Here is a 25,556-nt window from a genome sequence, read left to right on the forward strand (position 1 = left end):
TGCCTATGCCCAGCCCCCGCGTGCCCGCCCTGCTCTGCACGGCCCTGCTGGCCACTGGCGCCGGCGCGGCGCCGTTGCCACTGGACGTGATCGGCCTGTACCTGACCGGCGCCACCCCGGTGGCCGGCGGCCAGGGCTACCAGGTGGGTGACACCCTCGCCCTGCCTGGCGGCGCCAGCGCCACGGTGAGCCAAACCACCACGGGGAACGCCATCGCCGCGGTGACTGTCCGCCAACCGCTGATGCATGCCTGCGCCCCGAACCAACCCGTGCCGGTGCACGCCGGCGGCGGCAGCGGCGCCACCCTCAGCCTGGCCCTGCTCGCCCCCACCGGCTACGGCACCCGCCGCCTCAGCCAGTGCTACAGCGGCCCGGCCGTGACGGTGCGGCGAAGCGCCAATGAGCCGGGCATGGCCATCGGTTTTTTGCCCGATGGCAGCCTCGACAGCGCCAGCCTCGACCGCTACACCGCGCCACCGGCCACCCTGCAAGGCTATGCCCGTTTCGACAGCGGCGTAGCGCCCCGGGTGGAGGCCTGGCACGACCAGGGCGGCGGCGGCAACGACGCCACCCAACCGGTGGCCGGTAAACGCCCGGTGCTGGCCGGCACCCGCCTGCACGGCAACAGCCGGGCGCTGTTGTTCGACGCCCACGCCGGCGCCGGTGAATGGGACCCGGCCGATACCTTTTTGCGCTTGCCGATGGGGGTGGCGCTGGACGCCAACCGCTTCACCCTGGCGGCGCTGGCCGAAGCCACCTCGGCCTTTGCGCCGGTGGGGTTCATCACCGTGGGGGCGATGGCGGGGAAGAACGCCGGGCTGGGCTTTGCCCGCCATAACACCCAGCCCACCGCCTGCGAGGGCGGTGGCGACAACGTTTACGCGGCGACGGTGCCCACCGAAACCCCGGCGGTGATCATCTGCAGCGCCGATGAACAGGGCAAGGCCATCGACATGCTCGGCACCCACCGCAGCGCCAGTGGCGGCAATGGCGCGCACTTGCGCGGGGGGGCATTGGGGCAAAGCGGCTTCAACCGCTCGGGGTTGGTCAACATGAGCGCGGCGATCATCGTGCCCTGGCCACTGGACGCCGCCACCCGCGCGGCATTGGCTGAATCGCTGGCGCAGAGCTTTGGCCTGGCGCCGCCCAGTGGCGGGGTGATCGTGGTGCTGGGCGACAGCCACTCAGACGGCAGCGGCGCGCCGTTCCAGCAAGGCTGGCCGGCGCAGATGCTCAGCCAGTTGGGCCGGGCTGACCTGCAACTGGTCAATGCTGCCAGCTATGGCGGGCGCCTGGCCGCCGCGGTAGAGCGCTGGGAGCAATACGCGCTGCCGAACCTGGCGGCCTCGAACAGCCCGAACAAGCTGGTGATCCTCCAGGGCGGCTACAACGACCAGCAGTACGGCGACAGCGCCGCGGCGATCCTCGCCACCTACCGGCGTGGCGCCGCCCTGGCCCATGCCGCCGGGGCCAAGGTGGTGTGCGTGGCGGATGTGATCCGTAGCGCGCCGAGCGCCACCAACCGCGTGGTGCTGGAGGTGAACGCGGCGCTGCGGGCGCCGCTGAAGGGCTGCGACGCGGTGCTCGACTGGGCCAGCGAAGCGGCCTTCAGCGGCCAGAGCGGGCTGTACCCGCCGCCGTACTTCGCCAGCGACCAGGTGCACCTGAGCGCCGAGGGGCAGGCGCGCCAGGCGCGGATGGCGGCCAAGGTGGTGGGGAAGGTGTTGGGGTTTTGAAGCGATGGGGCCGGCAAGGCTGATCGCTGCAGGGGGTTGTCCCGTTGGCAAGGCTTCAGGGCCCTTCGCCCGGCACAGCCGGCCTCCCACGGGTTCTGTAGGGTCATTGATTTACGGGACGCTACACATCTGGTGGGAGGCCGTGGTCCGGCACTCCGGCTGTGCCGGGCGATGGGCCCTAAAAGGTTTTATACACAATGTCTGGCGCGGGTGAGCTGGCCAGCAGGATGAACACCGTGGTCAGCGCCGCCACCAGCGTCATGCTCACGGTGCGGGTGTAGCGCGAGGTGGCCAGCGGCGCATCGCCGGCCTTGAGCAACAGCAGCCCCGCCCACAACCGCCGCACCGCCTCGATCAGAAGTGCCGCGCCCAGCCACACCACCGCCCACACCAGCACCGCGCCGGCCCAGCCCAGGGCGCTGTAGAACGCCTCGATCTGCGCCCAACTGGCCCAGAACCAGAACAACGTGAAGGCGAACCAGGCGAAGGTCAGCCCGCGGCAGGCGGCGGTGTACAGCGGCCTGGCGCACAGCGCCTTGTACTGTTTTTTGCCCAAGCGCTGGGCCATTTGAATCTGGTACAGCTTGTTCAGCGCCACGCCGCCGCCCTGGAGTAAGCCGAACATCACGAACTCCGAGGTTTGCCCGTGCCAGATGCCCACCAGAAAGAACGTCACGAAAAACGCCAGCACGCCGAGAAACGGCTCGATGCCGCGTGCCGGAAAGCGCTCCATCAGGCGCATCAGCAAGGTGTTGTACACGTAGGTTTTCAGCCAGTTCGACAGCGACATGTGCCAACGGCCCCAGAAGCTGATGAAGTTCTCGGCAATGAACGGGTTGTTGAAGTTCTCCGGCAGGCGCAGGCCGAAAAAGTACCCCACGCCGATCACCACGTCGGTGTAGCCGGAGAAGTTGCAGTACAGGAACAACGGGTAGCTGGCCGCCACCAGCACCCCGGCCAGCACCGTGCTCCACAGCCCAAGCGCCTCGGGCAACAAACCCAGGGCGCTGCCTTGCAGGTCATGCAGCAGGTGCGAGAGCAGGAACACCTTGAAAAACCCGATGCAGATCCGCTCGATGGCGCGCCCGGCGTTGATCACATCCGGCCGCGCCACGCTGTCGGCCTGGGTTTTGTAGTCGGCGTAGCGCTGGATCGGCCCGGAAATCAACGCGGTGAAGTTCAGCGTGTAGTTGATGTACCCCAGCGGGGTAATCGCCGGCAGCACTCCGCCGCCGGCGTCGATCACCAAGTGCAGCACGCGGAAGAACACATAGCTCAGGCCCACCGTGGCGTAGGGGAAGTCCAGAAACACCCCGGGCGGAAAGAACCCGTATTTTTTCAGCCAGGCAAACACCAGGATGATCAGCACCACCGCGCCGGCCAGCAGCCCGCGTTGGCTTTGCCCGGCGCGGGCCTGGCAGGCGCGCAGCAGGCCGTAACCGAGCAACAGGAACGCCAGGAACGGCACGCAGGCCACCCAGCCGTGCATCAGGCTGGCGAAAAACACCAGGTTGGTGGCCAACAGCACCACCTGGCGGTAACCCACCCGCCGCACCAGGTTGAACAACAGCGCGGCCACGGCGGCAAAACCGAGAAACTCGAACGACGGCACGTTCATGGGGTAGCCCTCTGGGTCAGGCTGGCGATCACCGCCGGGGCGTCGCAATCGGCGAACGGGCTGCCGGCCAAACCGGCCAGGCGCGCCACCACGGCTTCGGCGATGACCGCGTGGCCGTCGCCGGAAGGGTGGCCGTCGACCGGGTAGTAGAGGTCGGCGGCGTTCTTCAGTTGGCTGAAGCTGTCGCTGGTATTGACGTAAACGATGCCGTGGCGCGCGGCCATGGCGCCAATCGCCTGGCTGAACGCCCACGGGTCTACCCCGGCCGGGCTCGGCGTGCCGCTGATCATCGCCGCCTGGGCCCGCTGCGGCACGTACACCAGCACCAGCGGTACGCCGGCGGCGTGGGCCTGCCCGGCCATCTGCCCGAGCAGCTCGTCGTAGGCCTGCAGCCGCGCCAGCCAGAACGGGCTGAACGGCGTGCGCAGGAAGTTCGCCTTCTCGCCATAGTGCAGGTACAGGTCGGTGAAGGCTTTGGCGTCTTTGAAGTAGAAGTACTGCGCCACGTAGGCGGCTTTCACCTGCTCCTTCAGCGCCACGTACAGCCGGTTGAGCAACGGTGGCGGTGGCGGCGCGGGGGCCGCGCTGGCGGCTGCCGCGGCCTCGGGCTCGTAGCTTTGCGGGTCGCGCTCGAGGTCGAAGGGCACGATGCTGGTGATCAGTACATCGGGCTGCAGCTTGGCCGCGTCAGCGAAGTTCAGCTGCTGGCGCTTCCAGTTGTAGCCGATGCTGGCCACGTCTTGCACATCCACCGGGCGGTGGCAGTAGCCGGCCAGGGCGTTGCCCACCCGCACCGGGTAGGCTTGCTCGTAGGGGATCAAGTAGCCCTCGGTCAGCGACGAACCAAATGCCACGATGCGCAACGTGCCGCTGGCCTTGGCCGCGCAGGAGGTGGCCGAGCGGGCACCGCACTCGTTGTACTGGTTGGTCACCCAGGGCCCTTCCGGGGCCTTGGTGGTCGAGGTGCAACCCGGCTTGAAGCGGGTGCCCATGATGGCATCGGGCACCTGGCAGGCGTCGATCGCCTCGGCTGGGTAAAAATAGCGCGCCACCCCCTCGCCCACCGCGAACAGCGCGGCCAAGGTGGCGACCACCAACAACGGCAGCAACCACAGGTCGCGTTTGGGCAGCGCCGGGGCACTGTGGTGTTTCGGTTCATGTTGCATGGCCGGCCCCCGTGGCTAGAGTGCTTCGTGGCGCACGCGCATGTGCGGCGCCGGTGTGGCGGTGGCGGTGCCCAAGGCCCAGAGGGTGGTGCCGTCGGCGTGTTCGGCCAGGCACTCGAAACCCAGCTTGGGGTAATGCGCCTTGACCATCATGTTGCGCTCGGTGGGGATGAACTCGCCCACCAGCCGGGTGATGCCACGGGCCCGGGCCTGGCTGATGAGCTCGCCGAGCACCGCGTCTTCGACCTTGCGCCCCAGCACCCGGCAGCTCATCAGCCAGGTATCGATGTGCCAGGTGTCTGGCTCGCCAGGCTTGCAGATGATCACGCTGATCATGCCGTTGTCGCCGAAGCGGTCGAGCAGGCGTACCTGCAGGGTGAAGGCACCCGGCTGCTGCTCGGCCGCGGCAACCTCGGCCTCGGTGTAGCGGCGGGTGGTGAGGTTGTACTGGTTCGACTTGTTGATCAGTTGCGCGATGCGCGCGCGCCCGGTGGGGTCGAAGGGCTTGAACACGATCTCCATGTCGAGCGAAGCGAGGTAGGCGTTAACGTCGCCAGCCTGCTGCTGCAGGGTCACCCGGCGGGCGTTCTCCTGGTACAGCGCGGCGCGCTTGCGGTCTTCCTCGGAGAACACCACGGTCTCGAAGTAGCCGGCCGCGGCCAGGGTGCGCGCGTAGCTGGCGGGGTCGTCTTCGAGCTCCGGCACCGCCACCTGCGGCAGCAGTTGGCGGATCAACCCGCGTTCGGCCGGGTTGTCGTCGAGAAACACCATGGCGTCCAGGCCAAGGGCGAGTGCCTCGGCGATGGCCTTGATGTTGCTGGCTTTGTCTTGCCAGTTGGCCTGGAACACCGCGAAGTGCTCTTCGCGCAGCAGCATCTCGGGGTGTTCGCGAAACGGCTTGCGGGCGATCTCGTCGGTGTTCTTCGACGACACCGCCAGCACGATCCCACGCTCGCGCAGGGCCAGGGCCATGCGCTGCACCGCCAAGTGTGCTTCGCCCACCGCGTCGCCCTGGGCAATGCGAATGCCCTCCAGGCCGTCGTCGCCAATGATGCCGCCCCACACCGTGTTGTCGAGGTCGAGGATCAGGCAACGGCGGCTGCGCCCACGCAGGGCACCGATGATGCGCAGCAGGTGGTCGGCGTACAACGGCAGGTACTCGCTGGCGAACGGCAGCTTGGCCATGTTCCATTCGGCGGGCGAATGCCAGGCGTCGAGGCCCACGCTGGCGGCCAGTTGGGCCACGTCGAAGAGCATGTCTTCACTGCCGGCCAGGCTGCTGAGCAGCCGCCGGTTGAGTTCATCCACCAGCCACAGCATCGTGCCCGGCACGCGCCGGTCGTAGCTGCCGAACAGGCCTTCGGCGGGTGCCGCGAGGTTTTGCACGATGCACAGCGCGCCGCTGTTGCGCCGCACCGCGTCGCGCACCCCCTGCAGGTAATTGAGCGCCATCTCGACGTTGGCGCTGGCCGCGCCGGCGTCCCCCGGGGTGGGCTGCCAGGGCAAGCCGCGGTAATCCACGGCAACCAGCACCAGTTGCGGGGCAAAGGTGTTGAGGCTGGAGTACTCATCACTGGCGGCCTGCAGTACTTGGTCGTATTCGGCCTGGGCTACGTCCAGCGCCAGCCCATGGCGGGCCGCGGTGGCGGCCAGCGCCGGGGCGGTGAAGTCCTGGGTGCCGTTGCCGAGCACCCCCAAGCGCACCGGCAGTAACGGCGCCAGCGGCGCGCCGGCGCCTTGCAGGCGCTTGAGGGCGTTGGCCAGCTTTTGCAGTTGGTTGCCGTCCATCGCGCAGTTGGCCAGGGCCCGCAGCGTGCGGCCGAGGTCGGGCGTGTCGGCGCTGAGCGCGCGGCATTGCGCGGAAAAGTCCGCCGGTGCGCGCACCAGCCAGGGCAAATCGCTGATCGAAATGGGCATGAGGGCTCCTTGGCGCGAGGCCACAGGCAGGCTTAATGAAGTTTGCTGGCAATCGCCGTGGCCAATTCGCCGACGTTCTTGAACGCCGCGGTTTCCGCGGCGGAAAACTTGATGTTGAAGGCTTTGCTGATGGTCAGGATCAAGCGCACATGGCTCAGGCTGTCCCACCCGGAAACATCATCGGCGGTCATCTCCGGTTTAACCTCAACATCGTCTTCGTCAAACACGTCCTGAAAAATTTCGTTCAACTTCGAATACACCGCTTGTTGGTCAAGGCTCATATAAGGCACTCCCCGGTTGGGACACTTTAAGTGGGTTGAATACACACGCAGGCACGCCGCGCCCGGGGCTGTGGCCCAGGCGCAGCAAGGGGTATAGAAAGTTTTGTGGGTGCGGCGAAACCCCGGCGCAGGCTGCCGCCGGCCGGTTGAACACGGCTACCGCAGTGTTCGGCCGGCGCCGGGATTCAGGCGCTGGGGGGATATGTCAGGTTTTTGGCTGGGGCACGCCTGCGGGGCGCAGGAAAGAACGTGGCCGTGAAGCCACTGTAGTACAAGCCAATGCCCCGGAATAGCCCTCCCATGTTATTTTCATTGCGTACCGATCAAGGGCAACGAAGGAGCGTACCGGTGTTTCCTATTACTGTTTGGCTGGCGTATACCTCAGCGTGCCTGTTGTTGGTAGTGGCCCCCGGCCCGGATAACCTGCTGGCCATTGCCCGTGGCCTGAGCCAGGGCAGAACCGCGGCGATCGTGTCCGGGCTGGCCTCCGGGGCGGGCATTGGTTTCCACGTGGCCGCCGCCGCGCTGGGGCTGACGTTACTGATGCAAACCTCGGTGGTGGCGTTCTGGATCGTCAAGCTGATCGGCGCCGGCTACCTGCTCTGGCTGGGCATCAAGGTGTTGCGCTCGCGCAGCTTGATCAGCCTGCAACCGGCGGCGCGGCAACCGCTGCCGAGCATCTTTCTCACCGGGCTGCTGTCGGCGGCGCTGAACCCCAAACCGGGGTTCTTCGTGCTGGCGTTCATCCCGCAGTTCGTTGACCCGCAGCGCGGCCCGGTGAGTGTGCAGATGGCAGTGTACGGGCTGTGGTTCGCCGTGCTCACGGCGCTGGGGTTCGCCCTGATGGGGGTGTTCGCCAGCACGCTGTCGCGGTTCTTGCGCCAGCGGCCCAAGGTGGTCGAAGGCCTGAACCTGGGCGCCGGGCTGACCTTCGTGGCCTCCGGGGTCTCGGTGGCGGCGCTTAGCCAGAAGTGAGTGCCTGGGTAGGCCCTTTGCCCGGCACTCCGGCTGTGCCGTAATGCTGTTCACTTAAGCTATCAGAGCGCTAATTGAGGGTCAAAAGCCCAGTTTTTTCCAAGTGATTTTACCGAGCGCATGGCCTGACTGGCCCCTCGCCCGGCACAGCCGGCCTCCCACGGGTTCTGTGTTGCCACGTAAATCAAGTACTTACACAAATCTGGTGGGAGGCCGGCTGTGCCGGGCGAGGGGCCGGCAAGCCGTGCGCGGTTCAGGTCGACACCGACAACCGATAGCTTTTGGTCAACTCCGCGTACTGGGCGATCTCACGCTGCATCAGCACGGCGATTTCCGCCGGGCTGGCGGTGTTTCGCTCCAGCAGCAGGGAGTTGAGCTGGGCGGTGTACTCATCGCCTACGGTCATCTGCCCCAGCTTGATCGCCTGGTCATTGAGCACCACCGTGGGCGTGCTGGAGGGCGCAAACCAGCCATACCAGCCGGTCAGGTTCAAGGCCGCCAGGCCGCTTTCGGCGAAGGTGCGGACGTCGGGCCGCGGGCCAAGCCGGTGCGGGTCGGTAATGGCCACCGCGCGCACGCCGGCGCGGGCCAGCAGCGGCACGTTGCCATTGACGGTAAAGGCCGCGCCAATGGCCCCGGAGGCCAGGTCGTTGAAGATCGAATTGGCCGAGCCATAGCCCTGCGGGCGTACCGCCGTGCCGCTCTCGCGGGCGAGCATCACGCTGAGCAGGTGCGCCTGCGAGCCATACAACGAGAAGCCCACGTCACGCTGGTCGGGGTTGCGCTCGACCCAGTCGAGGTAGCCCTGCACGGTGGTGACGTTGGCCGGCACCGCCGCGCCCAGCACCAGCGAGTAACCGTAGGTGCCGAGGATGGTCAGCGGGGCGAAATCCTTGACCGGGTCGTAGCCCAGCGCCTTGTAGGTGCTGGGGAACAGCACGATCGACGAACTCTGCGCCTGCAGCAAGGTGGCGCCGTCGGGCTTGGCATGCTGCACCGACTCGACCGCCGCGCGGCTGTTGCGCGCGTCGTTGATCACCAGCGAGTAATCGAGTTGGTAGTCGCGCCGCAACTGGGCCAGGGTGAGCTCGGCGAGGGTGCTGCCGATGGCGCCCTTGGCGGCGCCGAACACCACCGTGCCATGGGTGGGGGCGTTACTCTCGGCCCAGCCGCGGGCCATGGTCGCCAAGCCGGCGAGGCCAAGCCCGGCGAGTACGGTTCTTCTGTGCATTGTTGTTATCTCCCACCTGGTTTCCTACCGGGCATGAAACCTACTGCGTGTTGGGCGTAGGGCCTTCATTGAGCGTAGTTGCTCGGGGGTGAAGGTGTGGTGGGTTATTTTCACGGCCAGGCCTGGCACCGCTTAAGCTGCGCCACGGCAAGCCGCGGCCGCCGAAGCTACAGTAAAATGAAGCCAATGCAGCGTTTCGATGACCGAAGGGTGAACCCTGTGGTCAAATGGCCTGTCAAAAATTACACGCTCAGAAAGGCGGGAGAACCACCTTGAACCGACACAGCCTCACCCTCGCCGCCTGGAGTGCCCACGCATTTACGGCCACCGGGGTTTTCACCGCGTTGCTGGCCACCTTGGCCCTGTTCGAAGACAAACCCCAGGCCTGCCTGCTGTGGCTGGGCGTGGCGCTGATCGTCGACGGCGTCGATGGCAGCCTGGCGCGGCGGGTCAACGTGCGTGAAGTGCTGCCGCATTTCGATGGCAGCATCCTCGACCTGGTGATCGACTACCTCACGTACGCGTTCATCCCGGCGCTGTTCATCTACAAGTACATTCCGCTGCCCGAATACACCGTGCTGGCCACCGCCACGCTGATCCTGGTGTCGTCGCTGTTCTGCTTCTGCAACGTCAACATGAAGAGCAGCGACAACTACTTCGTCGGCTTTCCGGCGGCCTGGAACGTGGTCGCGCTGTGCCTGTACATCCTCACCCCGGCGCCCTGGCTGACCTTCGCCACGGTGGTGGGCCTGGCGATCCTCACCGTCAGCCCGATGAAGTTCCTGCACCCGTTCCGGGTCAAGCGCTTCATGCCGCTGAACATCGCCGTGACCTTCGGCTGGCTGCTCTGCAGCCTCTGGCTGATCATCATCCGCCCCAGCCTCAGCCCGCTGCCGCTGGCCCTGTGGCTGGCCTGCTCGGCCTACTTCGTGGGCATTTGCGTATGGCGCACGGCGCTGGAATGGCGTGAACGCGGGCTCAGCAGCCGGCGCATGTAACCCCCCTGCCCCGGGGCCGCCCTGGCCCCGGTCACTGGCCCGCGGTAGCGCGCAAAAACGCCAGCAGGTCGTTGAGCTTGTCGTCGTCGCTCACGCCCCAGAAGTACATCTTGGTGCCCTTCACCACATCCCCCGGCTCATTCAGAAAGGCCTTCAGGCGCGGTTCATCCCAGGTGAACCCGGCGGCCTTCATCGCCGGTGAGTAGCTGTAGTCTGGCAGGCTGCCGGCCGCGCGGCCGACCACGCCATTGAGCTGCGGGCCAAAGCTGTTACGGGCATCGGGGCCGGCCTTGTGGCAGCCCCCGCACAGGCGGGTGAACAGCTTCTGGCCGTTGCCGGCATCGCCTTCGGCGTGGGCGCCAGCGCTGGCCAGGGCGGCCAGCGCAATCAACAGTACGGCAGGTTTCACGGTGGGCTCCGGCGGGGCAGGTGCGCCAGTTTAGCCGGCGCGCGCCCCGGCGGTCACGCCTGCCCGCGCAGTTGCACGCGTTCGAAGCGCCCGGCCAGCAAGCCGTAGGCCAGCAACCCAAGCAAGCCATGGGCGGCGACGAACCACAGGGCGATGTTGAACGAGCCGGTGCTGGCGACGATATACCCAATCACCACCGGGGTAACGATCCCGGCAATGTTGCCAATGCCGTTGAACACCCCGCCGCTCAACCCCACCATGGCCTTCGGCGCGGTGTCCGAGAGCACCGCCCAGCCCACCGCGGCCAGGCCCTTGCCGAAGAACGCCAGGGCCATCAGGGCGATCACCGCGGCGTTGGCGTCGGTGAAGTTGGCCCCTACCAGCACCATCGACAGCGCCATGCCGATCATGAACGGGGTTTTGCGCGCCCGTGACGGGTGCATGCCGCGGCGGATCAGCCAGTCAGAGAGCATCCCGCCCAGCACGCCACCGGAGAACCCGCAGATCGCCGGCAGCGCCGCGACCCAGCCGGCCTGCATGATGGTCATCCCGCGGCCCTTGATCAGGTAGATCGGGAACCAGGTAATGAAGAAGTAGGTCAGCGCGGTGATGCAGTACTGGCCCAGGTACACCGCCCACAGGCTGCGGTGCTGGAACAACTGCTTGACCTCGGCCCAGCGCGTGCGCGGCTTGCTTTGCGTGCGGTCGCGCTCCAGGTCTACCAGGGCGCCGCCCTCACGCATCATCGCCAGCTCCGCGCTGCTTAAGCGTGGGTCTTTGTGCGGCTCGCGGTAGGTGGCGAACCACACCACGCTCAGCACCAGGCCCAGGCCGCCCATCCACAGGAACACATGCTCCCAGCCCATGGCGTGGGTAAGCCAGGCCATCAGCGGGGTGAACAGCACCACCGCCATGTACTGCGCCGAGTTGAACAACGCCGAAGCGGTGCCGCGCTCACGGGTGGGGAACCAGCAGGACACGATGCGGTTGTTCGCCGGGAACGCCGGCGACTCCACCAGCCCGAGCATGAAGCGCATGGCGAACAGGCTAATCGCCGCGCTGGCGCCCATCAGGCCGAACCAGCCGACGGTGCCCTGGGCCATGGTGAACAGCGACCACAGCACCAGGCTGATGCCATACACCCGCCGCGCGCCGAAGCGGTCGAGCAGCCAGCCGCCGGGAATCTGCCCGAGGGCATAGGCCCAGGCAAAGGCGGAGAAGATCATCCCGAGCATGACTGGGTCCAGGCCCAGGTCGGCGACTACCCCAGTGCCGGCGATGGACATGGTGGCGCGGTCAGCGTAGTTGATCACGGTGACGATGAAGATCATCGCCAGGATCACGAAGCGGTGCCGGCCTACTCGCGCATCTGCGACGGCGTAGGCATTGGCCAGGGGCTTGGCGCTCATCGAGAGGCCTCCTGTAGCGTTGTGTTGTTGTTTTTGGAAACACTTTGAACAGTGATGGCCCGATGATAGATCCGCGCATTGATATGCGTCTAACATAGAAACCGCATGCATCAATACAGGTTTTGAATCGTGGAAATGCACCAGTTGCGCTGTTTTGTGGCCGTGGCCGAAGAACTGCACTTCGGCCGCGCCGCCGCCCGCCTGTTCATGACCCAGCCACCGCTGAGCCGGCAGATCCAACTGCTCGAACGCGACCTGGGCATTACCCTGCTCGAACGCAACAACCGCGCGGTGCGCTTGACCGCCGCCGGCGCGGGGTTTCTGGCCGATGCGCGGCGGATCCTCACCTACACCGAGCAGGCCGGGGACCATGCCCGCCGGCTGGCCCGTGGCGAGGCAGGGCGGCTGGTGCTGGGCTTCACCGCGGTGGCCGGCTACCGGATGGTCCCGCAGCTGCTGCGGCAGGTGGCCGAGGCGCTGCCGCAGTTGCAGGTAAAACTGATGGAAATGGTCAGCGACGCGCAGCTCGAGGCGCTGCTGGCGGGCTTGCTGGATGTGGCCTTTTTGCGCCACCTGCCGCCCCAGGCCAACGTGGCCTCACAACAGGTGTGGCGCGAGCCGATGCTGGCGGTGCTGCCCGAGGGCCACCGGCTGGCGGCGCTGGCTGAAGTGCCGTGCCAGGCGCTGGATCAACAGCCGTTCATCATGTACAGCAGCGAAGAGGCGCGGTACTTCTACGACGCCATCGCCGGGCTGTTCGCCATGACCGGCGCCACCCCGCAGTACCGCTATCACCTGGCGCAGACCCACACCATTCTCAACCTGGTACGGGCCGGGTTCGGCGTGGCGATCGTGCCGGCCTCGGCGCAGCAACTCGGCGCCGGGCTGGTGTTCCGGCCGTTGGCCGAGGGGCTGGTGCATGCCGAGACGTACATGGCCTGGCGCACCGATAACGCCAACCCGGGGTTGGCGGCGTTTCGGGGGGTGGTGCAAGGGGCGAAGGCCCTTCAGTGAATCGACGGTGGGAAGCCCTGTTTTTCAGCGGGTTTTGCTCAGCGCATGGCCTGCAAGGGCCTATCGCCCGGCACAGCCGGCCTCCCACGAATTCTATGTTGCCTATTAAATCAAGCACTTATACAAGTCTGGTGGGAGGCCGCCTGTGCCGGGCGAAAGGCCCTTACAGGCACAAAAAAAGGCGACCGAAGTCGCCTGTAAAGTGCCTTGCGTGCCCGAGGGCCGCTTGCGCGGTCTCAGTGGGCTTACTGTATGGATTAGCCGCCCAGGGCGCCTTGACCTGGGTCAACGCTTTTTCGGCTTGGGCTTTTTTTTCTTGCGCCCCGGCAGCGGCAGCGCCTGCTCGAACGCCTGGCGCAGGTCGTTCAGGCGCTTGTCGTTGAGGTCGTGCACGCGCTTGGCGCGTTCACTGGAGAAATCGATCAGGTTGTCGTCCTGGGCCATGGTCATGCGCCGTGCTGCTCAAAGAGGCCCCATGATGCCAGCCTCACACCTTCAGGTCGATCCAGTGGCCCTGGCGTTCTTCGCCGTCGATCAGCGCCACCGCCGGCACGGTGTTGTCGGCGTTGAGCTCATCGCCCGGCACCACCAGCGGCTCGTGCGGCCGGCGCTTGCCGCGGCGCTGGCGGTCGCGCAGCAGCTCGGCGCCTTCCTGCTCGCGCTGGCGCAGGTCGATCTGCGCCTCGCCGGTGGTGGCCTGGGGCGCGACCACCGGGGTGATCTGCGGCGTCGGCTTGGCCGGGTCGAGCTGGGGGTTGATCGGTACGTGGACCGCGGGGGTGATCGGCGAAAGCATGGGCGTAGGGTCTCCTGTGCCCGGGTGATCGGCCGGCGCGGCCGCAACTTGAGGCATTCTGTCGCATTCCTGAGTATTTGCCTATGTGGGGCGAGACGAGCAACCCAAGCCGAATTACGCTAGAATCCTGACCTTTTTCGCAGGCGGAGTAAGTCAGGCATGGCGCAGCAGTATCAACCAGGGCAACGCTGGATCAGCGACAGCGAAGCAGAACTGGGGCTGGGGACGGTACTCACCCAGGACGGGCGACTGTTGACCGTGCTCTACCCCGCCACGGGCGACACCCGCCAATACTCGCTGCGCAACGCGCCGCTGACCCGCGTGCGCTTCTCGCCGGGCGATGTGATCACCCACTTCGAAGGCTGGAAGCTGACCGTGCGCGAGGTCGAAGACGCCGACGGCCTGCTGGTGTACAGCGGCCTGAACGCGCAGAACGAAGTGGTGGTGTTGCCCGAAACCCAGCTGTCGAACTTCATCCAGTTCCGCCTGGCCAGCGACCGCCTGTTCGCCGGGCAGATCGACCCGCTGAACTGGTTCGCGCTGCGCTACAACACCCTCAAGCACACCAGCGCCAGCCTGCAGTCGTCGCTGTGGGGCCTGGGCGGGGTGCGCGCGCAACCCATCCCGCACCAGTTGCACATCGCCCGTGAAGTGGCCGACCGCATCGCCCCACGGGTACTGCTGGCCGACGAAGTGGGCCTGGGTAAAACCATCGAAGCCGGCATGGTGATCCACCGCCAGTTGCTCAACGGCCGCGCCAGCCGCGTGCTGATCCTCGTACCGGAGAGCCTGCAGCACCAATGGCTGGTCGAGATGCGCCGGCGCTTCAACCTGCAAGTGGCGCTGTTCGACGCCGAGCGTTTCGCCGAAAGCGACGCCAGCAACCCGTTCGAAGACGCGCAACTGGCGCTGGTCTCGATCAACTGGCTGAAGCACGCTGAAAAAGCCCAGGATGCGCTGTTCGCCGCCGGCTGGGATTTGCTCGTGGTCGACGAGGCCCACCACCTGGTGTGGCACGAAGACAACGCCAGCGCCGAGTACAGCCTGGTCGAGCAACTGGCCGAAGTGATCCCGGGCGTGCTGCTGCTCACCGCCACCCCCGAGCAACTGGGGCAAGACAGCCACTTCGCGCGGCTGCGCCTGCTCGACCCGAACCGCTTCCATGACCTGGCCGCCTTCCGCGCCGAAAGCGAGCACTACCGCCCGGTGGCCGAAGCCGTGCAAGAGCTGCTCGACCACCCCAGCCCGTCGGCCCAGGCCCTGGCGAGCATCCGTGGTTTTCTCGGCGAGGCCGGCGAGGCGCTGATCAGCGCGGTCGAACAGGGCGACCAGGAGGCCAAGGCGCGCCTGGTGCGCGAACTGCTCGACCGCCACGGCACCGGCCGCGTGCTGTTCCGCAACACCCGTGCGGCGGTGCAGGGCTTCCCTGAGCGCAAGCTGCACCCCTACCCGCTGCCCACCCCTGAAGGCTACCTGGGCCTGGGCGCCGAGCTGTACCCCGACACCGCCTGGGCGGCCGACGGCGAAGACGACCGCTGGTGGCGCTTCGACCCACGGGTCGAGTGGCTGATCGACACCCTGAAAATGCTCAAGAAGATCAAGGTGCTGGTGATCTGCGCCAACGCCGAAACCGCGATGGACCTCGAAGACGCCCTGCGGGTGCGCTCGGGCATCCCCGCCACCACCTTCCACGAAGGCATGAGCATCCTTGAGCGCGACCGCGCGGCGGCGTACTTCGCCGACGAAGAGTACGGCGCGCAAGTGCTCATCTGCTCGGAGATCGGCTCCGAAGGCCGCAACTTCCAGTTTGCCCACCACCTGGTGCTGTTCGACCTGCCGGCCCACCCCGACCTGCTCGAGCAGCGCATCGGCCGGCTTGACCGCATCGGCCAGAAGCACACCATCGAACTGCACGCGCCTTACCTTGAAGGCACCGCGCAGGCGCGGCTGTTCCAGTGGTACCACGAGGCACTCAACGCCTTCCTGGCCACCTGCCCGACCGGCAACGCCCTGCAGCACCAGTTCGGCGCCCGCCTGCTGGCGCAACTGGCCAGCAGCGACGACGACGCCTTCAACGCCTTGGTGGCCGAGGCCCGCGCCGAGCGTGAACGCCTCGAAGGCGAGATGCACAACGGCCGCGACCGCCTGCTGGAGCTGAACTCCAATGGCGGCGGCGAAGGCAAGGCGCTGGTGGCGGCGATCGAAGAGCAAGACGACCAGTTCGCCCTGCCGATCTACATGGAAACCCTGTTCGACGCCTTTGGCATCGACAGCGAAGACCACTCCGAGAATGCCCTGATCCTCAAGCCCAGCGAGAAGATGCTCGACGCCAGCTTCCCGCTCGGCGACGACGAAGGCGTGACCATTACCTACGACCGCCACCAGGCCCTGGCCCGCGAAGACATGCAGTTCCTGACCTGGGAACACCCCATGGTGCAGGGCGGCATGGACCTGGTGCTGGCCGGCTCGATGGGCAACACCGCGGTGGCGCTGATCAAGAACAAGGCGCTCAAGCCCGGCACCGTGCTGCTCGAGTTACTCTACGTCAGTGAAGTGGTCGCCCCGCGCCACCTGCAACTGGCGCGCTACCTGCCGCCGCTGGCGCTGCGCTGCCTGCTCGATGCCAACGGCAACGACCTGGCCGCGCGGGTGAGTTTCGACACCCTCAACGACCAGCTCGAAAGCGTGCCCAAGGCCAGCGCCAACAAGTTCATCCAGGCCCAACGCGACGCCCTGGCACCGCGCATCGCCGCCGGCCAGGACAAGGTCGAGCCGCTGCACGCCGAGCGGGTGAGCCAGGCGCAGCAGCGTTTGAAGGCCGAGCTGGACGAAGAACTGGCGCGCTTGACCGCCTTGCAGGCGGTCAACCCCAGCGTACGCGACAGCGAAATCCAGGCCTTGCGCGAACAGCGCGAAAACGGCCTGAAAATGCTGGAAAAAGCCGCCTTGCGGCTGGAAGCGATCCGGGTGCTGGTGGCCGGCTAACGGCCTGCCGGGCTAGCCGCAGCCGGCGCGGGTGACCTTGCCGCTGCCGTCGAGGTACAGGTTGAGGCGGTCGGAGCGGTAGTCCATGGTGATCATGTCGTTGGGCCGCAAGGCCCGCGCCGCGCCGGAGCCCGAGCGTTGCCGCGCCTGGTCGAGCAACGCCTGGGAGCCCTGCTGGCCCACGGCGAACTGCGCGCCCTCGGCATGGCAGCGGCCATCGTTGGGCACCGTGGTGGCCGCGGGGGCCGTGCTGGCGGCGGCGGGGCTTTCGGTTTTGTCGCCACTGGCACAACCGGCCAGGGTGGCCGCGGCGGCCAGCGCCAACCAGCCGAACTTACTGAAGGGCATGAAGCCTCCTTTTCCTTTGGGATCAACGTGCTTGCGACCACGGCAAGGCGCAGAGGTTGCACAGCCGCGCAGTCTGCCAAAGCGAAACGGTACTGGCGCACGAGAGTTATGTCTTGATGTGTCTGGATGCGCGGTTATGGCCACACCGGCGGTTATGCCTTAAGTCTCAGTGCGAAGCGGCCGTGGCCATGCTTAACTAGGGGCCACTTCCCCGCTTCGCGAGCACGCCACCATGACCACCGTCAGGATCGACGCCGACATCAAAGCCCGCTGGCTCGACGGCCAGTGCTCCTTCAGCCCGGACAACCCCGAAGAACTGGCGATCATCGGCATCGACCTGCTGGTGCGCGAGCTGGGCATCGACGCGGCACGGCTGTTCATCGACCAGGCCTTCGAGCGCTTCAGCCATGTGCATTGGCCGTTGCACGCGGGCAAGCCCAGCGAAGCCACGGCAGAGAGCCTCTAGGCCCGCCGCGCCACGCCGCCGAAACCCCGGCACAAAACGCCGCCGCCACGCGCCAATCGGGTATGATCGCCCGCAACACCCCCAGCCTGCCGCGTGCCCCATGGCGATCGACCTGCAAACCCTCTACCCCAAACTGATCCAGCTGATGCTGGACACCGTGTTTGTGGTCGATGCCGACGACCGCATCGTGTTCGTCAGCGACGCCTGTGAAGCCCTGCTCGGCTACCGCCCCGACGAGATGACCGGCACCCTGATCACCGGCTACATGCACCCCGAAGACCTGCCCGCCACCCGCGCCTCGATCACCCGGGTGATGAGCGGCCAGCCGCATTTCGACTTCCGTAACCGCTATATCCGCAAAGACGGCGGGGTGGTGTATATCCTCTGGGCGGCGTTCTGGTCCGAGGAGGTCGGCGCGCGCATCGGCGTGGCGCGCAACGTCACCGCGCTGGCCCAGGCCGAGGAAGAACTGCGCTTCCTGGCCCACCACGACCCCCTCACCAAGCTCACCAACCGCTCGCTGTTCAACGACCGCCTGGCCGCTGCCCTGCGCCTGGCACACCGCCAGCAACAGGGGCTGGCGCTGTTGTTTCTCGACGTGAACGGCTTCAAGGGCATCAACGATGTGTACGGCCACGCCGCCGGCGACCGGGTGCTGTGCGCGGTGGCGCGGCGCCTCGAAAGCTGCGTGCGCGAAAGCGACAGCGTGGCGCGGATGGGCGGTGATGAATTCACCGTGCTGCTCACCGGCATCCACGGCCCGGAAGACGTTGCCCATAAGGTCGAGCAGATCCTCCGCGTGATGGCCGAGCCGCTGGGGCCGGAATTCGGCACCCTGGCCACGCCGCTGTGCAGCATCGGCGCGGCCATCTACCCTACGGACGGCGAAGACGCCGACACCCTGCTGCGCCATGCCGACGCGCAGATGTACCAGGCCAAGCGCAGCCGCCGCGCGGCCGAGGGCAGCGGCGCGGCACGCTAACTCTCGGCGGCCAGCACCTCGCTGATCCACGCAACCTGCTCATTGATGGCGTGCAGCTTGGCCGCTGGCACCGGCTGGCGGGCGTGGGCGAAGTGCGCCAGGGTGGCCTGTTTTTGCCGCAGCAACCGCCGCCACTTAGCCAAAAACGCCGGGCCGCGCGCCTGCAACTGCAGCGGGCCGAAGTACAGCTCGCGGGCGCTGTAGGCCGCCGCGCCCGGCTCGGCGACGATGATCTCGTAGTCGAAGCGGTGCTCGCGCAGCACTTCTTCATGGACGATGCGGTAACCCTCGGCCATCAGCCACTGGCGCAGCGGCGGCTCGCCACCGTTGGGCTGCAGGATCAGCCGCTCGCGGCCATTGAGGTGGGCCTTGCCGGCCGCCAGGATGTCGCGGATGGTTTCGCCGCCCATGCCACACAGGCTGATCGCGGTGATCTGGTCTTCGCCGCGGATGGCCGCCAGGCCGTCGGCCAGGCGCACGCTGAGGCGCGCGCCAAGGCCCTGTTCGCGCGCGGTGCGCTCGGCCGCGCGCAGCGGCGTGAGCGCCACCTCGCCGGCCACCGCGGCGGCAATCGTGCCGCGCCGCAGCAAGGCCGCCGGCAAATACGCGTGCTCCGAGCCGATGTCGGCCAAGCGCGCGCCAGCAGGCACCTGGGCCGCCACCCGTTGCAGGCGCAGCGACAATGTATGTTCGTTCAAAACGGCTCCCCTGCCCTCTCATCGGCGGAGGGCGGGCGCGATTGTGGCGGGGCCGGGCGGGGATTTCAAATGCTGGCAGGGCCTTGAGCCGCTTCGCCTGGCTGTATATGATAATGATTATCATACATGCCGCTTCTTTTGCAGGCCTTCCATGCCCCACCCCGCGCCGGCCGCCCAGGCCCAGCTGCAGCAACTGTACACCGAGCACCACAGCTGGCTGAAGACCTGGCTGCGCCAGCGTTTGGGCTGCCACCAGCAAGCCGCGGACCTGGCCCAGGACACCTTCCTGCGCCTGCTCTGCGGCGCCGAACCGGTCGCCGCGCGGCAACCGCGGCCGTTGCTGGTCACCGTGGCGCGGCGGGTGATGAGCAACCACTTCCGCCGCCAGCGCATCGAGCAGGCCTACCTCGAAGTGCTGGCCAGCCAGCCGGCACTGGAGGCGCCCAGCCTGGAAGCCCAGGCCATCGTGGTAGAAACCCTCGAAGCCCTCGACCGCCTGCTCGACGGCCTCGGTACCCCGGTGCGCCAGGCGTTCCTCTGGTCCCAGCTCGATGGCCTGGGCCATGGCGAGATCGCCACGCGGCTGGGGGTGTCGGTCACCAGCGTGAAGCGCTACATCACCAAGGCGGGCCTGCAATGCTTTTTCGCCGCCCAGGCCTGAGCCGATGAGCCAAGTCCCGGAACCCATCGCGCGCCAGGCCATGGCCTGGCTACTGGCGCTGCAAAGCCCGCCGGTGGCCGAGCGCACCCTGGCCGGCTGGCAGGCCTGGCGCCAGGCGGCGCCGGAGCACGAGCGCGCCTGGCAGTGCATCGAGCAGTTCGGTGAGCGCTTTGCCGCCTTGCAGGGGCACACCCGGCTCACCCAAAGCGCGCTGGGCAGCGCGCCGCTGGGCCGGCGCCAGGCGCTCAAGGTGCTCGGCCTGCTGGCCGGCGCCGGCGGCCTGGGCTGGGCCGCGCGCAGCAGCCGGCTGGGCCAGGATGCGCTGGCCGACTACCACAGCCCGGTGGGCGAACAGCGCCGCTACACCCTGGCCGACGGCAGTTCGGTGCTGCTCAATACCGACACCGCCATCGATGTGAGCATCACCGCCCAGGCCCGTGGCCTGCGCCTGCTGCGCGGTGAAGTGCAACTGCGCAGCGTGGCCGATTCCCGTGGGCCGCTGGCGCTGTGCACGGCCCAGGGCAAGGTCGAGGCCATGGCCGCCTGCTTCAGCGTGCGCCAGGGCGACGGCACTAGCCGGGTTTCGGTGCGCGAAGGCGAGGTGTGGGTGCGCCCGGCCGCGGCCGCCGCCCAGCGCCTGGTGGCCGGCCAGCAGTTGCTGTTCAGCAGCGCCCAAGCCGGCCCGCCGCGGGCCCTGAGCGAGGCCGACCAAGCTTGGGCCGACGGCATGATCATCGCCGACAACCAGCGCCTCGACGCCTTTCTCGCCGAGCTCAGCCGTTACCGCCACGGCCACCTCGGCTGCGCCGCGGCGCTGGCCGGGCTGCGGGTGTCGGGCACCTACCCGCTGGCCGACACCGAGCGGGTGCTGGCCAGTGTCAGCCGCCTGCTGGGCGTGGGCATCCGCCGGTTCACGCCGTGGTGGGTGAGCCTGGAGCCGATGCAGGCGGCCTAGGGGCGTTCGCCCCCCGCAAAAAAAACTCACATCAGGGTGGTCTGTTTCCCCTCGCTCAAGGGACCTCTCAGATAGCGACATTCATTTTTCAGTTCGTTCTCTGGAGCCCCGCGCATGCCCCCTGCCTTCACCCTTCGCCCGCTGAGCCTGGCCGTTGCCCTCGGCGCCCTGCTGCCCCTCGCCGCCAGCCTGCTGCACGCCCCGCTGGTCATGGCCCAGGGGCAAACCGTGGCCTTCAACGTGGCCGCGGGGCCGCTGGCCCAGGCGCTGTACAGCTTTGGCCACCAGGCCAACCTGCTGATCTCGTTCGCCCCGGCCCAGGTCGAGGGCCGCGCCAGCCCGGGCCTGCAGGGCACCTATGGGGTGGAACAGGGCTTTGCCCAATTGCTCGCCGGCAGCGGCCTGCAGGCCGTGCCCGGGGCCAACGGCAGCTACACCTTGCAAGCGTTGCCCGAGGGCAACCTGGTGCTGCCCACCTCGAGCATCAGCGGCACTGCCGTGGGTGAAGGCTACGCCGACGACAGCGCCCCCGGGCTGGTGGCCAAACGCTCCAGCGTCGGCACCAAGACCGACACCCCACTGCATGAAACCGCCCAGGCGATCAGCGTGATTACCCGCGACCAGCTCGATGCGCGCAACGTCGCCAGCCTCAACGACGCACTGCACTACACCGCTGGGGTGAACACCTCCTACAGCAACGACACGCGCAACGATGCGTTCAACATCCGCGGCTTCAGCTCGGACTTCTTCTACCTCGACGGCACCCGCCTGCCGGCCGTGAGCGGGCGCGGGCTGGACCAGTTCCGGGTCGACCCGTACCAGCTCGAGCGCATCGAAGTGCTCAAGGGCGTGAGCTCGGTGATGTACGGCCTGGGCGAGCCCGGCGGGGTGGTGAACATGGTGAGCAAGCTGCCCACCGCCGAGGCCCGCGGCCAGGTCGACGCGCAACTGGGCAACCACGACCGCTACCAACTGGGCACCGATGTGTCCGGCCCGCTGGATGCCGAAGGCAACGTGCTGTACCGGGTGATCGCCCAGCAAACCGGCAGCCACAACCAGGTGGACTACGTGAAGGGCACGCGCACGCTGTTGGCGCCCTCGCTGACCTTCAACCCCCAGGGCGACACCCGCCTGACGCTGATGGCCAGCTACCTGCACGACGACACCATGGATTCGAACAACTTCCTGCCCTACTACGGCACGGTCAAGCGCACCGCCCTCGGCCAGCGCTTGAGCACCCACCTGGCGACCAGTAACCCCGGCTACGAGAACTACGACAAAGAACAATTCTCCCTGGGCTACCTGCTGGAGCACGACCTCAACGACAACTGGACCCTGCGCCAGAACCTGCGCTACGCCCACCTGACCCTGGATAACCAGGCGCTGTTCGGCTATGCCCTGAGCGGCGACCAGCAGAGCATCGCCCGCGCGGCGATGAACCTGCAATCGAGCTTCAACGACGTCGACCTCGACAACCAGTTGCAAGGCCACTTCAGCACCGGCGCCCTGGCGCACACCTTCCTCGCCGGGCTGAACTACACCAACCAGAACTTCTACGACAGCGAAGGCTATGGCTACGGCTACCTGCTGAACCTGTACAACCCCACCGCGCTGCACGATGCCGTCGCCAAGCCGTCGTTCAACGACACCCAGACCCACCAGGTGCAGCGGCAAACCGGGGTGTACCTGCAAGACCAGATTGCCCTCGAGCGCTGGCGCCTGACGGTGAGTGGCCGCCAGGACTGGGTCAACACGCGCACCCTGGACAACCTTGCCGACACCCGCAGCCACGCCAGCGACAGCGCCTTCAGCGGCCGCCTGGGCCTGCTCTACCTGTTCGACAACGGCCTGGCGCCGTACCTGAGCTACGCCACCTCGTTCCAGCCGCTGATCGGCACCGACGCCTACGGCAGCCCCTACACGCCGCTCAAATCCAAGCAATGGGAAGCAGGGTTGAAGTACCAACCCAAGGCACTGAACGCCACCTTCAGCGCGGCCGTGTTCGACCTGCGCCAGCAAGACGCCCTCACCGAGGTGCCCGACACCGACTTGAACGGCAGCATCCAGGCGGGGGAGATCCGCTCGCGCGGGCTGGAGCTGGAAGCCACCGCGCAGCTGACCCCCGCGCTCAAGCTGCTGGCCGCCTACACCCTGCAAGACGTTGAAGTGACCAAGGGCAGCGCCGCAGACGCCTCCACCGGCCAGCGCCCCACGGCGATCCCGCGGCAACTGGCCTCGCTGTGGCTCGACTACACCCTGCAGGGCGGCCCGCTGCGCGGCCTGGGCTTCGGTGCCGGCGCGCAGTACGTGGGCAGCACCTACGCCGACACCGCCAACACCCTGAAAGTCGACGGCTTCACCGTGGCCGACGCCGCGCTGCACTACGACCTCCCGGCCTGGCGCTTCGTGCTCTCGGCGAACAACCTGTTCGACCAGCAATACGTGGCCCGCTGCGGCAGCGCGACCCGCTGCCAGTACGGCGAGCGCCGCGAAGTACTGCTCAGCGCCCGCTACGCCTGGTAAGCGCGCGGCACCTGGCGGGTGTAACGGGCTACACTGTGAGTAGCCCTTACGTTGCCACCGCGCCAGGCCCGCCTAGTGACCCCAGCGAAACTGACCACCGCCCTGCTGCTTTGCCTGTTGCTCGCCCAGCCCGCCTGGGCCGAGCAGCCCTACCAGATCGTGACCGAGGAATGGGCGCCGTATAACTACCTCGACAACCACCGCCTCACCGGCATGACCACCGACATCGTGCAGGCGATCATGGCGCTGACCGGCGACCACTTCGAGACCATGGTGCTGCCCAGCATGCGCAGCTCCCAGGTGTTGAGAAACCGCCCGCGGGTAATCCTTTACTCGATGTTCCGCACCCCCGAGCGCGAGCCGTTGTACAAATGGGTGGGGCCGATCGTCGAAGAGGCGATCTACCCCTACCAGTTGGCCAGCGCCGCGCCCCCGTTGAACAGCCTGGAGCAACTGCTGCAAGCGCCGCGGGTGACCACCCGCCAGGCCGGGTTGATCCCCGACGTGCTGCAAGCCAAGGGCTTCACCAACCTCGACAAGAGCGCCGCGGAGAACCAGCAGCTGTACCTGATGCTGGTGGCCGGGCGCACCGGCGTGATCGTTGGCGACACCGCCGCTGGGGTGGCCTACTACACCCGCCAGTTGCACATCGCCCCCGGCACCCTGCGGCAGGTCCCGGTGGAGCTGTACCGCTCTTCGCTGTACATCGCCTTCAGCCGCGATTCCGACGACGCCACTGTCACGGCCTGGGCCAACGCCTTGCAGCACCTGCGTGACACCGGCGAACTGGCGCGCATCCAGCAGCGTTACCAGCAGCCAGCCAGCCCCTGAACTGCACAGCGCCTGTGGTTGTACGATAACTTACGTAGTTAAATACCCTGACCACAACCACCACCACAGGCCCCCGCCATGCCCGCCTTGAGCCCTACCCTGCTGCACGCCCTTGAACAGGCCGTTGGCCCCGCCGGGGTGATCCGCAGCGCCGACGCCATGCAGCCGTACCTGCGCGACTGGCGTAACGCCTACCGCGGGCAGGCCGCGTTGGTGCTGCGCCCGGCCTCCACCGACCAAGTGGCCGAGGTGGTGCGGCTGTGCCATGCCGCCGGCGTGGCGCTGGTGCCCCAGGGCGGCAACACCGGCCTGTGCGGCGGCGCGGTGCCGGATGCTTCCGGCACCCAGGTGGTGTTGTCGCTCACGCGAATGAACGCCATCCGCGCCATCGACCCGGCCAACGAAACCATCACCGTCGAGGCCGGGGTGCTGCTGCAACACCTGCAAGAAGCCGCCGCCGAGGTGGGCCGGTTGTTCCCGCTGTCGCTCGGCGCCGAGGGCAGTTGCACGGTGGGCGGCAACCTCGCCACCAACGCCGGCGGCACTGCGGTGCTGCGCTACGGCAACATGCGCGACCTGGCCCTCGGCCTGGAAGTCGTCCTGCCCGATGGCAGGGTGTGGCATGGCCTGCGCGGGCTGCGCAAAGACAACACCGGCTACGACCTCAAGCACCTGTTCATCGGCGCCGAGGGCACCTTGGGGGTGATCACCGCGGCGGTGCTCAAGCTGTTCCCGGCCATCGCCAGCCGGGCCACCGCCTGGGCCGCCGTGCCCAGCCCGCAGGCGGCAGTGGCGCTGATCGGGCGCTTGCGCGGGGTGTGTGGCGACCGCCTCAGCGGCTTTGAGTTGATGTCGCGGCAAAGCGTGGAGTTCGTGCAGCGCCATGTGCCCGGTTGCGCCGAACGCTTCAGCCAGGCGCACCCCTGGTATGTGCTGATCGAACTGAGTGACGCGCTGGCCAACGCGCCCTTGGCCGAGCTGCTTGAAAGCAGCCTGGGCGGCGCGCTGGAACAGGGCGAGGTGCTCGATGCGGTGGTGGCCGCCAGCCAGACCCAGGTGGCGGCGCTGTGGAAGCTGCGCGAGGGGATTTCCGAGGCGCAGAACCACGAAGGCCCGAGCCTGAAGCACGACATCAGCGTACCGGTGAGCAGCATCCCGGCGTTTATCGAGGCCACCGACCGGCAACTGCGGGCGGCCCTGCCGGGGCTGCGTATCGTCGCCTACGGCCATGTGGGCGATGGCAACTTGCATTACAACCTGAGCAAGCCCGAAGGCAGCGACGATGCCGCGTTCAAGGCCGAGGCCGAGCGGCTGATGCAAGTGATCTACGCCGCCACCCTGGCGCTGGGCGGCAGCATCAGCGCCGAGCACGGGCTGGGCCAGGCCAAGCGCGAGGCGGCCCAGCAGTACAAGGCGCCGCTGGAGCTGGAGCTGATGCGCACCCTCAAGCAGGCGCTGGACCCGGCGGGGCTGATGAACCCGGGGAAGGTGGTGTAGAGGGCCTACTTAAGCCATTTCAGGGCTTCATGGAGGGGATCAATCTGTGGGCGCTGCTGA

The 25,556-nt window shown here is 67.4% G+C and carries 23 protein-coding genes; 12 read left to right on the top strand and 11 right to left on the bottom strand.

Going from position 1 to position 25,556, the window contains the following annotated elements; translation table 11 throughout:
• Positions 1–5 precede the first annotated feature (5 nt).
• The gene (locus ACFZCE_RS24945; protein ID WP_390943222.1) at positions 6–1,736 is read left to right on the top strand and encodes a GDSL-type esterase/lipase family protein; all 1,731 of its coding nucleotides are present in this window, start codon (positions 6–8) and stop codon (positions 1,734–1,736) included.
• Positions 1,737–1,914: 178 nt separating this feature from the next.
• On the opposite strand, the gene ACFZCE_RS24950 is transcribed toward ACFZCE_RS24945, so the two are convergent.
• Genes ACFZCE_RS24950 through ACFZCE_RS24965 form a run of 4 tightly spaced genes read right to left on the bottom strand, consistent with a single transcriptional unit; the run spans position 1,915 to position 6,718 of the window.
• On the bottom strand, positions 1,915–3,354 hold the full coding sequence (locus ACFZCE_RS24950; protein WP_390943223.1) for an MBOAT family O-acyltransferase: 1,440 nt from the start codon (positions 3,352–3,354) through the stop codon (positions 1,915–1,917).
• Positions 3,351–4,520 (bottom strand): GDSL-type esterase/lipase family protein, encoded by a 1,170-nt coding sequence (locus tag ACFZCE_RS24955; RefSeq protein ID WP_390943224.1) that lies wholly within the window; start codon positions 4,518–4,520, stop codon positions 3,351–3,353. Before ACFZCE_RS24955 ends, ACFZCE_RS24950 begins: the two co-directional genes overlap by 4 nt.
• 15 nt (positions 4,521–4,535) lie before the next feature.
• Entirely contained in the window at positions 4,536–6,437 is a 1,902-nt protein-coding gene (locus tag ACFZCE_RS24960) for an HAD-IIIC family phosphatase (RefSeq protein WP_390943225.1), read from the bottom strand.
• A 32-nt stretch (positions 6,438–6,469) separates the two neighbouring features.
• Positions 6,470–6,718, bottom strand: a complete 249-nt coding sequence (locus tag ACFZCE_RS24965; RefSeq protein WP_390943226.1) for a phosphopantetheine-binding protein — start codon at positions 6,716–6,718, stop codon at positions 6,470–6,472.
• Between the two features lie 348 nt (positions 6,719–7,066).
• Between ACFZCE_RS24965 and ACFZCE_RS24970 the strand changes: the two genes are divergently transcribed.
• Complete coding sequence (locus ACFZCE_RS24970) at positions 7,067–7,693, top strand: LysE family transporter (RefSeq protein ID WP_390943227.1); 627 nt, start codon at positions 7,067–7,069, stop codon at positions 7,691–7,693.
• A 253-nt stretch (positions 7,694–7,946) separates the two neighbouring features.
• Here ACFZCE_RS24970 and ACFZCE_RS24975 read toward each other — a convergent pair whose 3' ends face one another.
• Positions 7,947–8,924, bottom strand: a complete 978-nt coding sequence (locus ACFZCE_RS24975) for a tripartite tricarboxylate transporter substrate-binding protein (RefSeq protein WP_390943228.1) — start codon at positions 8,922–8,924, stop codon at positions 7,947–7,949.
• A gap of 272 nt (positions 8,925–9,196) precedes the next feature.
• Here ACFZCE_RS24975 and pcsA point away from each other — a divergent pair, with 272 nt between their 5' ends.
• Positions 9,197–9,922, top strand: coding sequence for a phosphatidylcholine synthase (gene pcsA, locus ACFZCE_RS24980; RefSeq protein WP_390943229.1), 726 nt, complete (start codon positions 9,197–9,199; stop codon positions 9,920–9,922).
• A 31-nt stretch (positions 9,923–9,953) separates the two neighbouring features.
• Here the strand turns inward: pcsA and ACFZCE_RS24985 are convergent, their stop codons facing one another.
• Both ACFZCE_RS24985 and ACFZCE_RS24990 read right to left on the bottom strand, forming a co-directional pair.
• Positions 9,954–10,331 carry a c-type cytochrome gene (locus tag ACFZCE_RS24985; protein ID WP_390943230.1) on the bottom strand — a complete coding sequence of 126 codons (378 nt, stop codon included), beginning with the start codon at positions 10,329–10,331 and terminating at the stop codon, positions 9,954–9,956.
• A gap of 53 nt (positions 10,332–10,384) precedes the next feature.
• Complete coding sequence (locus tag ACFZCE_RS24990) at positions 10,385–11,740, bottom strand: D-galactonate transporter (RefSeq protein ID WP_390943231.1); 1,356 nt, start codon at positions 11,738–11,740, stop codon at positions 10,385–10,387.
• A 135-nt stretch (positions 11,741–11,875) separates the two neighbouring features.
• On the opposite strand from ACFZCE_RS24990, the gene ACFZCE_RS24995 reads away from it, so the two are divergent.
• Positions 11,876–12,754: a LysR substrate-binding domain-containing protein gene (locus ACFZCE_RS24995; protein WP_390943232.1), complete on the top strand. Its 879-nt coding sequence runs from the start codon at positions 11,876–11,878 to the stop codon at positions 12,752–12,754.
• A 285-nt stretch (positions 12,755–13,039) separates the two neighbouring features.
• Here the strand turns inward: ACFZCE_RS24995 and ACFZCE_RS25000 are convergent, their stop codons facing one another.
• Together ACFZCE_RS25000 and ACFZCE_RS25005 are read right to left on the bottom strand one after the other, a co-directional pair.
• Positions 13,040–13,204 carry a hypothetical protein gene (locus ACFZCE_RS25000; RefSeq protein WP_390943251.1) on the bottom strand — a complete coding sequence of 55 codons (165 nt, stop codon included), beginning with the start codon at positions 13,202–13,204 and terminating at the stop codon, positions 13,040–13,042.
• 37 nt (positions 13,205–13,241) lie between these two features.
• The gene (locus ACFZCE_RS25005; protein WP_390943233.1) at positions 13,242–13,550 is read right to left on the bottom strand and encodes an aspartate-semialdehyde dehydrogenase; all 309 of its coding nucleotides are present in this window, start codon (positions 13,548–13,550) and stop codon (positions 13,242–13,244) included.
• Positions 13,551–13,709: 159 nt separating this feature from the next.
• Here ACFZCE_RS25005 and rapA point away from each other — a divergent pair, with 159 nt between their 5' ends.
• On the top strand, positions 13,710–16,535 hold the full coding sequence (gene rapA / locus ACFZCE_RS25010) for an RNA polymerase-associated protein RapA (protein ID WP_390943234.1): 2,826 nt from the start codon (positions 13,710–13,712) through the stop codon (positions 16,533–16,535).
• Between the two features lie 12 nt (positions 16,536–16,547).
• Here rapA and ACFZCE_RS25015 read toward each other — a convergent pair whose 3' ends face one another.
• The gene (locus ACFZCE_RS25015; protein WP_390943235.1) at positions 16,548–16,883 is read right to left on the bottom strand and encodes an I78 family peptidase inhibitor; all 336 of its coding nucleotides are present in this window, start codon (positions 16,881–16,883) and stop codon (positions 16,548–16,550) included.
• A gap of 232 nt (positions 16,884–17,115) precedes the next feature.
• Between ACFZCE_RS25015 and ACFZCE_RS25020 the strand changes: the two genes are divergently transcribed.
• The gene (locus ACFZCE_RS25020; protein WP_390943236.1) at positions 17,116–17,349 is read left to right on the top strand and encodes a hypothetical protein; all 234 of its coding nucleotides are present in this window, start codon (positions 17,116–17,118) and stop codon (positions 17,347–17,349) included.
• Between the two features lie 100 nt (positions 17,350–17,449).
• Positions 17,450–18,331: a diguanylate cyclase domain-containing protein gene (locus tag ACFZCE_RS25025; protein WP_390943237.1), complete on the top strand. Its 882-nt coding sequence runs from the start codon at positions 17,450–17,452 to the stop codon at positions 18,329–18,331.
• Here the strand turns inward: ACFZCE_RS25025 and ACFZCE_RS25030 are convergent.
• Positions 18,328–19,029: a tRNA (adenine(22)-N(1))-methyltransferase TrmK gene (locus ACFZCE_RS25030; RefSeq protein ID WP_390943238.1), complete on the bottom strand. Its 702-nt coding sequence runs from the start codon at positions 19,027–19,029 to the stop codon at positions 18,328–18,330. The genes ACFZCE_RS25025 and ACFZCE_RS25030 overlap by 4 nt on opposite strands.
• A 151-nt stretch (positions 19,030–19,180) precedes the next feature.
• Here ACFZCE_RS25030 and ACFZCE_RS25035 point away from each other — a divergent pair, with 151 nt between their 5' ends.
• The 5 genes from ACFZCE_RS25035 to ACFZCE_RS25055 all read left to right on the top strand — a co-directional run bounded on the left by ACFZCE_RS25035 (position 19,181) and on the right by ACFZCE_RS25055 (position 25,496).
• Complete coding sequence (locus tag ACFZCE_RS25035) at positions 19,181–19,690, top strand: sigma-70 family RNA polymerase sigma factor (protein WP_390943239.1); 510 nt, start codon at positions 19,181–19,183, stop codon at positions 19,688–19,690.
• 4 nt (positions 19,691–19,694) lie between these two features.
• Positions 19,695–20,645, top strand: coding sequence for a FecR domain-containing protein (locus ACFZCE_RS25040; protein ID WP_390943240.1), 951 nt, complete (start codon positions 19,695–19,697; stop codon positions 20,643–20,645).
• Between the two features lie 114 nt (positions 20,646–20,759).
• On the top strand, positions 20,760–23,168 hold the full coding sequence (locus tag ACFZCE_RS25045; protein ID WP_390943241.1) for a TonB-dependent siderophore receptor: 2,409 nt from the start codon (positions 20,760–20,762) through the stop codon (positions 23,166–23,168).
• A 75-nt stretch (positions 23,169–23,243) separates the two neighbouring features.
• Positions 23,244–23,999: a transporter substrate-binding domain-containing protein gene (locus tag ACFZCE_RS25050; protein ID WP_390943242.1), complete on the top strand. Its 756-nt coding sequence runs from the start codon at positions 23,244–23,246 to the stop codon at positions 23,997–23,999.
• A 78-nt stretch (positions 24,000–24,077) separates the two neighbouring features.
• Positions 24,078–25,496: an FAD-linked oxidase C-terminal domain-containing protein gene (locus ACFZCE_RS25055; RefSeq protein ID WP_390943243.1), complete on the top strand. Its 1,419-nt coding sequence runs from the start codon at positions 24,078–24,080 to the stop codon at positions 25,494–25,496.
• The last annotated feature ends 60 nt before the right edge of the window (positions 25,497–25,556 follow it).

This window comes from Pseudomonas sp. NPDC007930 (genome assembly GCF_042958985.1).
GTDB lineage: Bacteria > Pseudomonadota > Gammaproteobacteria > Pseudomonadales > Pseudomonadaceae > Aquipseudomonas.

Excerpts from the sequence above, each read along its gene's own strand:
- ACFZCE_RS24945 (WP_390943222.1), top strand. The coding sequence starts at position 6 with ATGCCCAGCCCCCGCGTGCCCGCCCTGCTCTGCACGGCCCTGCTGGCC.
- ACFZCE_RS24950 (WP_390943223.1), bottom strand. The coding sequence starts at position 3,354 with ATGAACGTGCCGTCGTTCGAGTTTCTCGGTTTTGCCGCCGTGGCCGCG.
- ACFZCE_RS24955 (WP_390943224.1), bottom strand. The coding sequence starts at position 4,520 with ATGCAACATGAACCGAAACACCACAGTGCCCCGGCGCTGCCCAAACGC.
- ACFZCE_RS24960 (WP_390943225.1), bottom strand. The coding sequence starts at position 6,437 with ATGCCCATTTCGATCAGCGATTTGCCCTGGCTGGTGCGCGCACCGGCG.
- ACFZCE_RS24965 (WP_390943226.1), bottom strand. The coding sequence starts at position 6,718 with ATGAGCCTTGACCAACAAGCGGTGTATTCGAAGTTGAACGAAATTTTT.
- ACFZCE_RS24975 (WP_390943228.1), bottom strand. The coding sequence starts at position 8,924 with ATGCACAGAAGAACCGTACTCGCCGGGCTTGGCCTCGCCGGCTTGGCG.
- ACFZCE_RS24990 (WP_390943231.1), bottom strand. The coding sequence starts at position 11,740 with ATGAGCGCCAAGCCCCTGGCCAATGCCTACGCCGTCGCAGATGCGCGA.
- ACFZCE_RS24995 (WP_390943232.1), top strand. The coding sequence starts at position 11,876 with ATGCACCAGTTGCGCTGTTTTGTGGCCGTGGCCGAAGAACTGCACTTC.
- ACFZCE_RS25000 (WP_390943251.1), bottom strand. The coding sequence starts at position 13,204 with ATGACCATGGCCCAGGACGACAACCTGATCGATTTCTCCAGTGAACGC.
- ACFZCE_RS25005 (WP_390943233.1), bottom strand. The coding sequence starts at position 13,550 with ATGCTTTCGCCGATCACCCCCGCGGTCCACGTACCGATCAACCCCCAG.
- rapA (WP_390943234.1), top strand. The coding sequence starts at position 13,710 with ATGGCGCAGCAGTATCAACCAGGGCAACGCTGGATCAGCGACAGCGAA.
- ACFZCE_RS25015 (WP_390943235.1), bottom strand. The coding sequence starts at position 16,883 with ATGCCCTTCAGTAAGTTCGGCTGGTTGGCGCTGGCCGCCGCGGCCACC.
- ACFZCE_RS25020 (WP_390943236.1), top strand. The coding sequence starts at position 17,116 with ATGACCACCGTCAGGATCGACGCCGACATCAAAGCCCGCTGGCTCGAC.
- ACFZCE_RS25025 (WP_390943237.1), top strand. The coding sequence starts at position 17,450 with ATGGCGATCGACCTGCAAACCCTCTACCCCAAACTGATCCAGCTGATG.
- ACFZCE_RS25035 (WP_390943239.1), top strand. The coding sequence starts at position 19,181 with ATGCCCCACCCCGCGCCGGCCGCCCAGGCCCAGCTGCAGCAACTGTAC.
- ACFZCE_RS25040 (WP_390943240.1), top strand. The coding sequence starts at position 19,695 with ATGAGCCAAGTCCCGGAACCCATCGCGCGCCAGGCCATGGCCTGGCTA.
- ACFZCE_RS25045 (WP_390943241.1), top strand. The coding sequence starts at position 20,760 with ATGCCCCCTGCCTTCACCCTTCGCCCGCTGAGCCTGGCCGTTGCCCTC.
- ACFZCE_RS25055 (WP_390943243.1), top strand. The coding sequence starts at position 24,078 with ATGCCCGCCTTGAGCCCTACCCTGCTGCACGCCCTTGAACAGGCCGTT.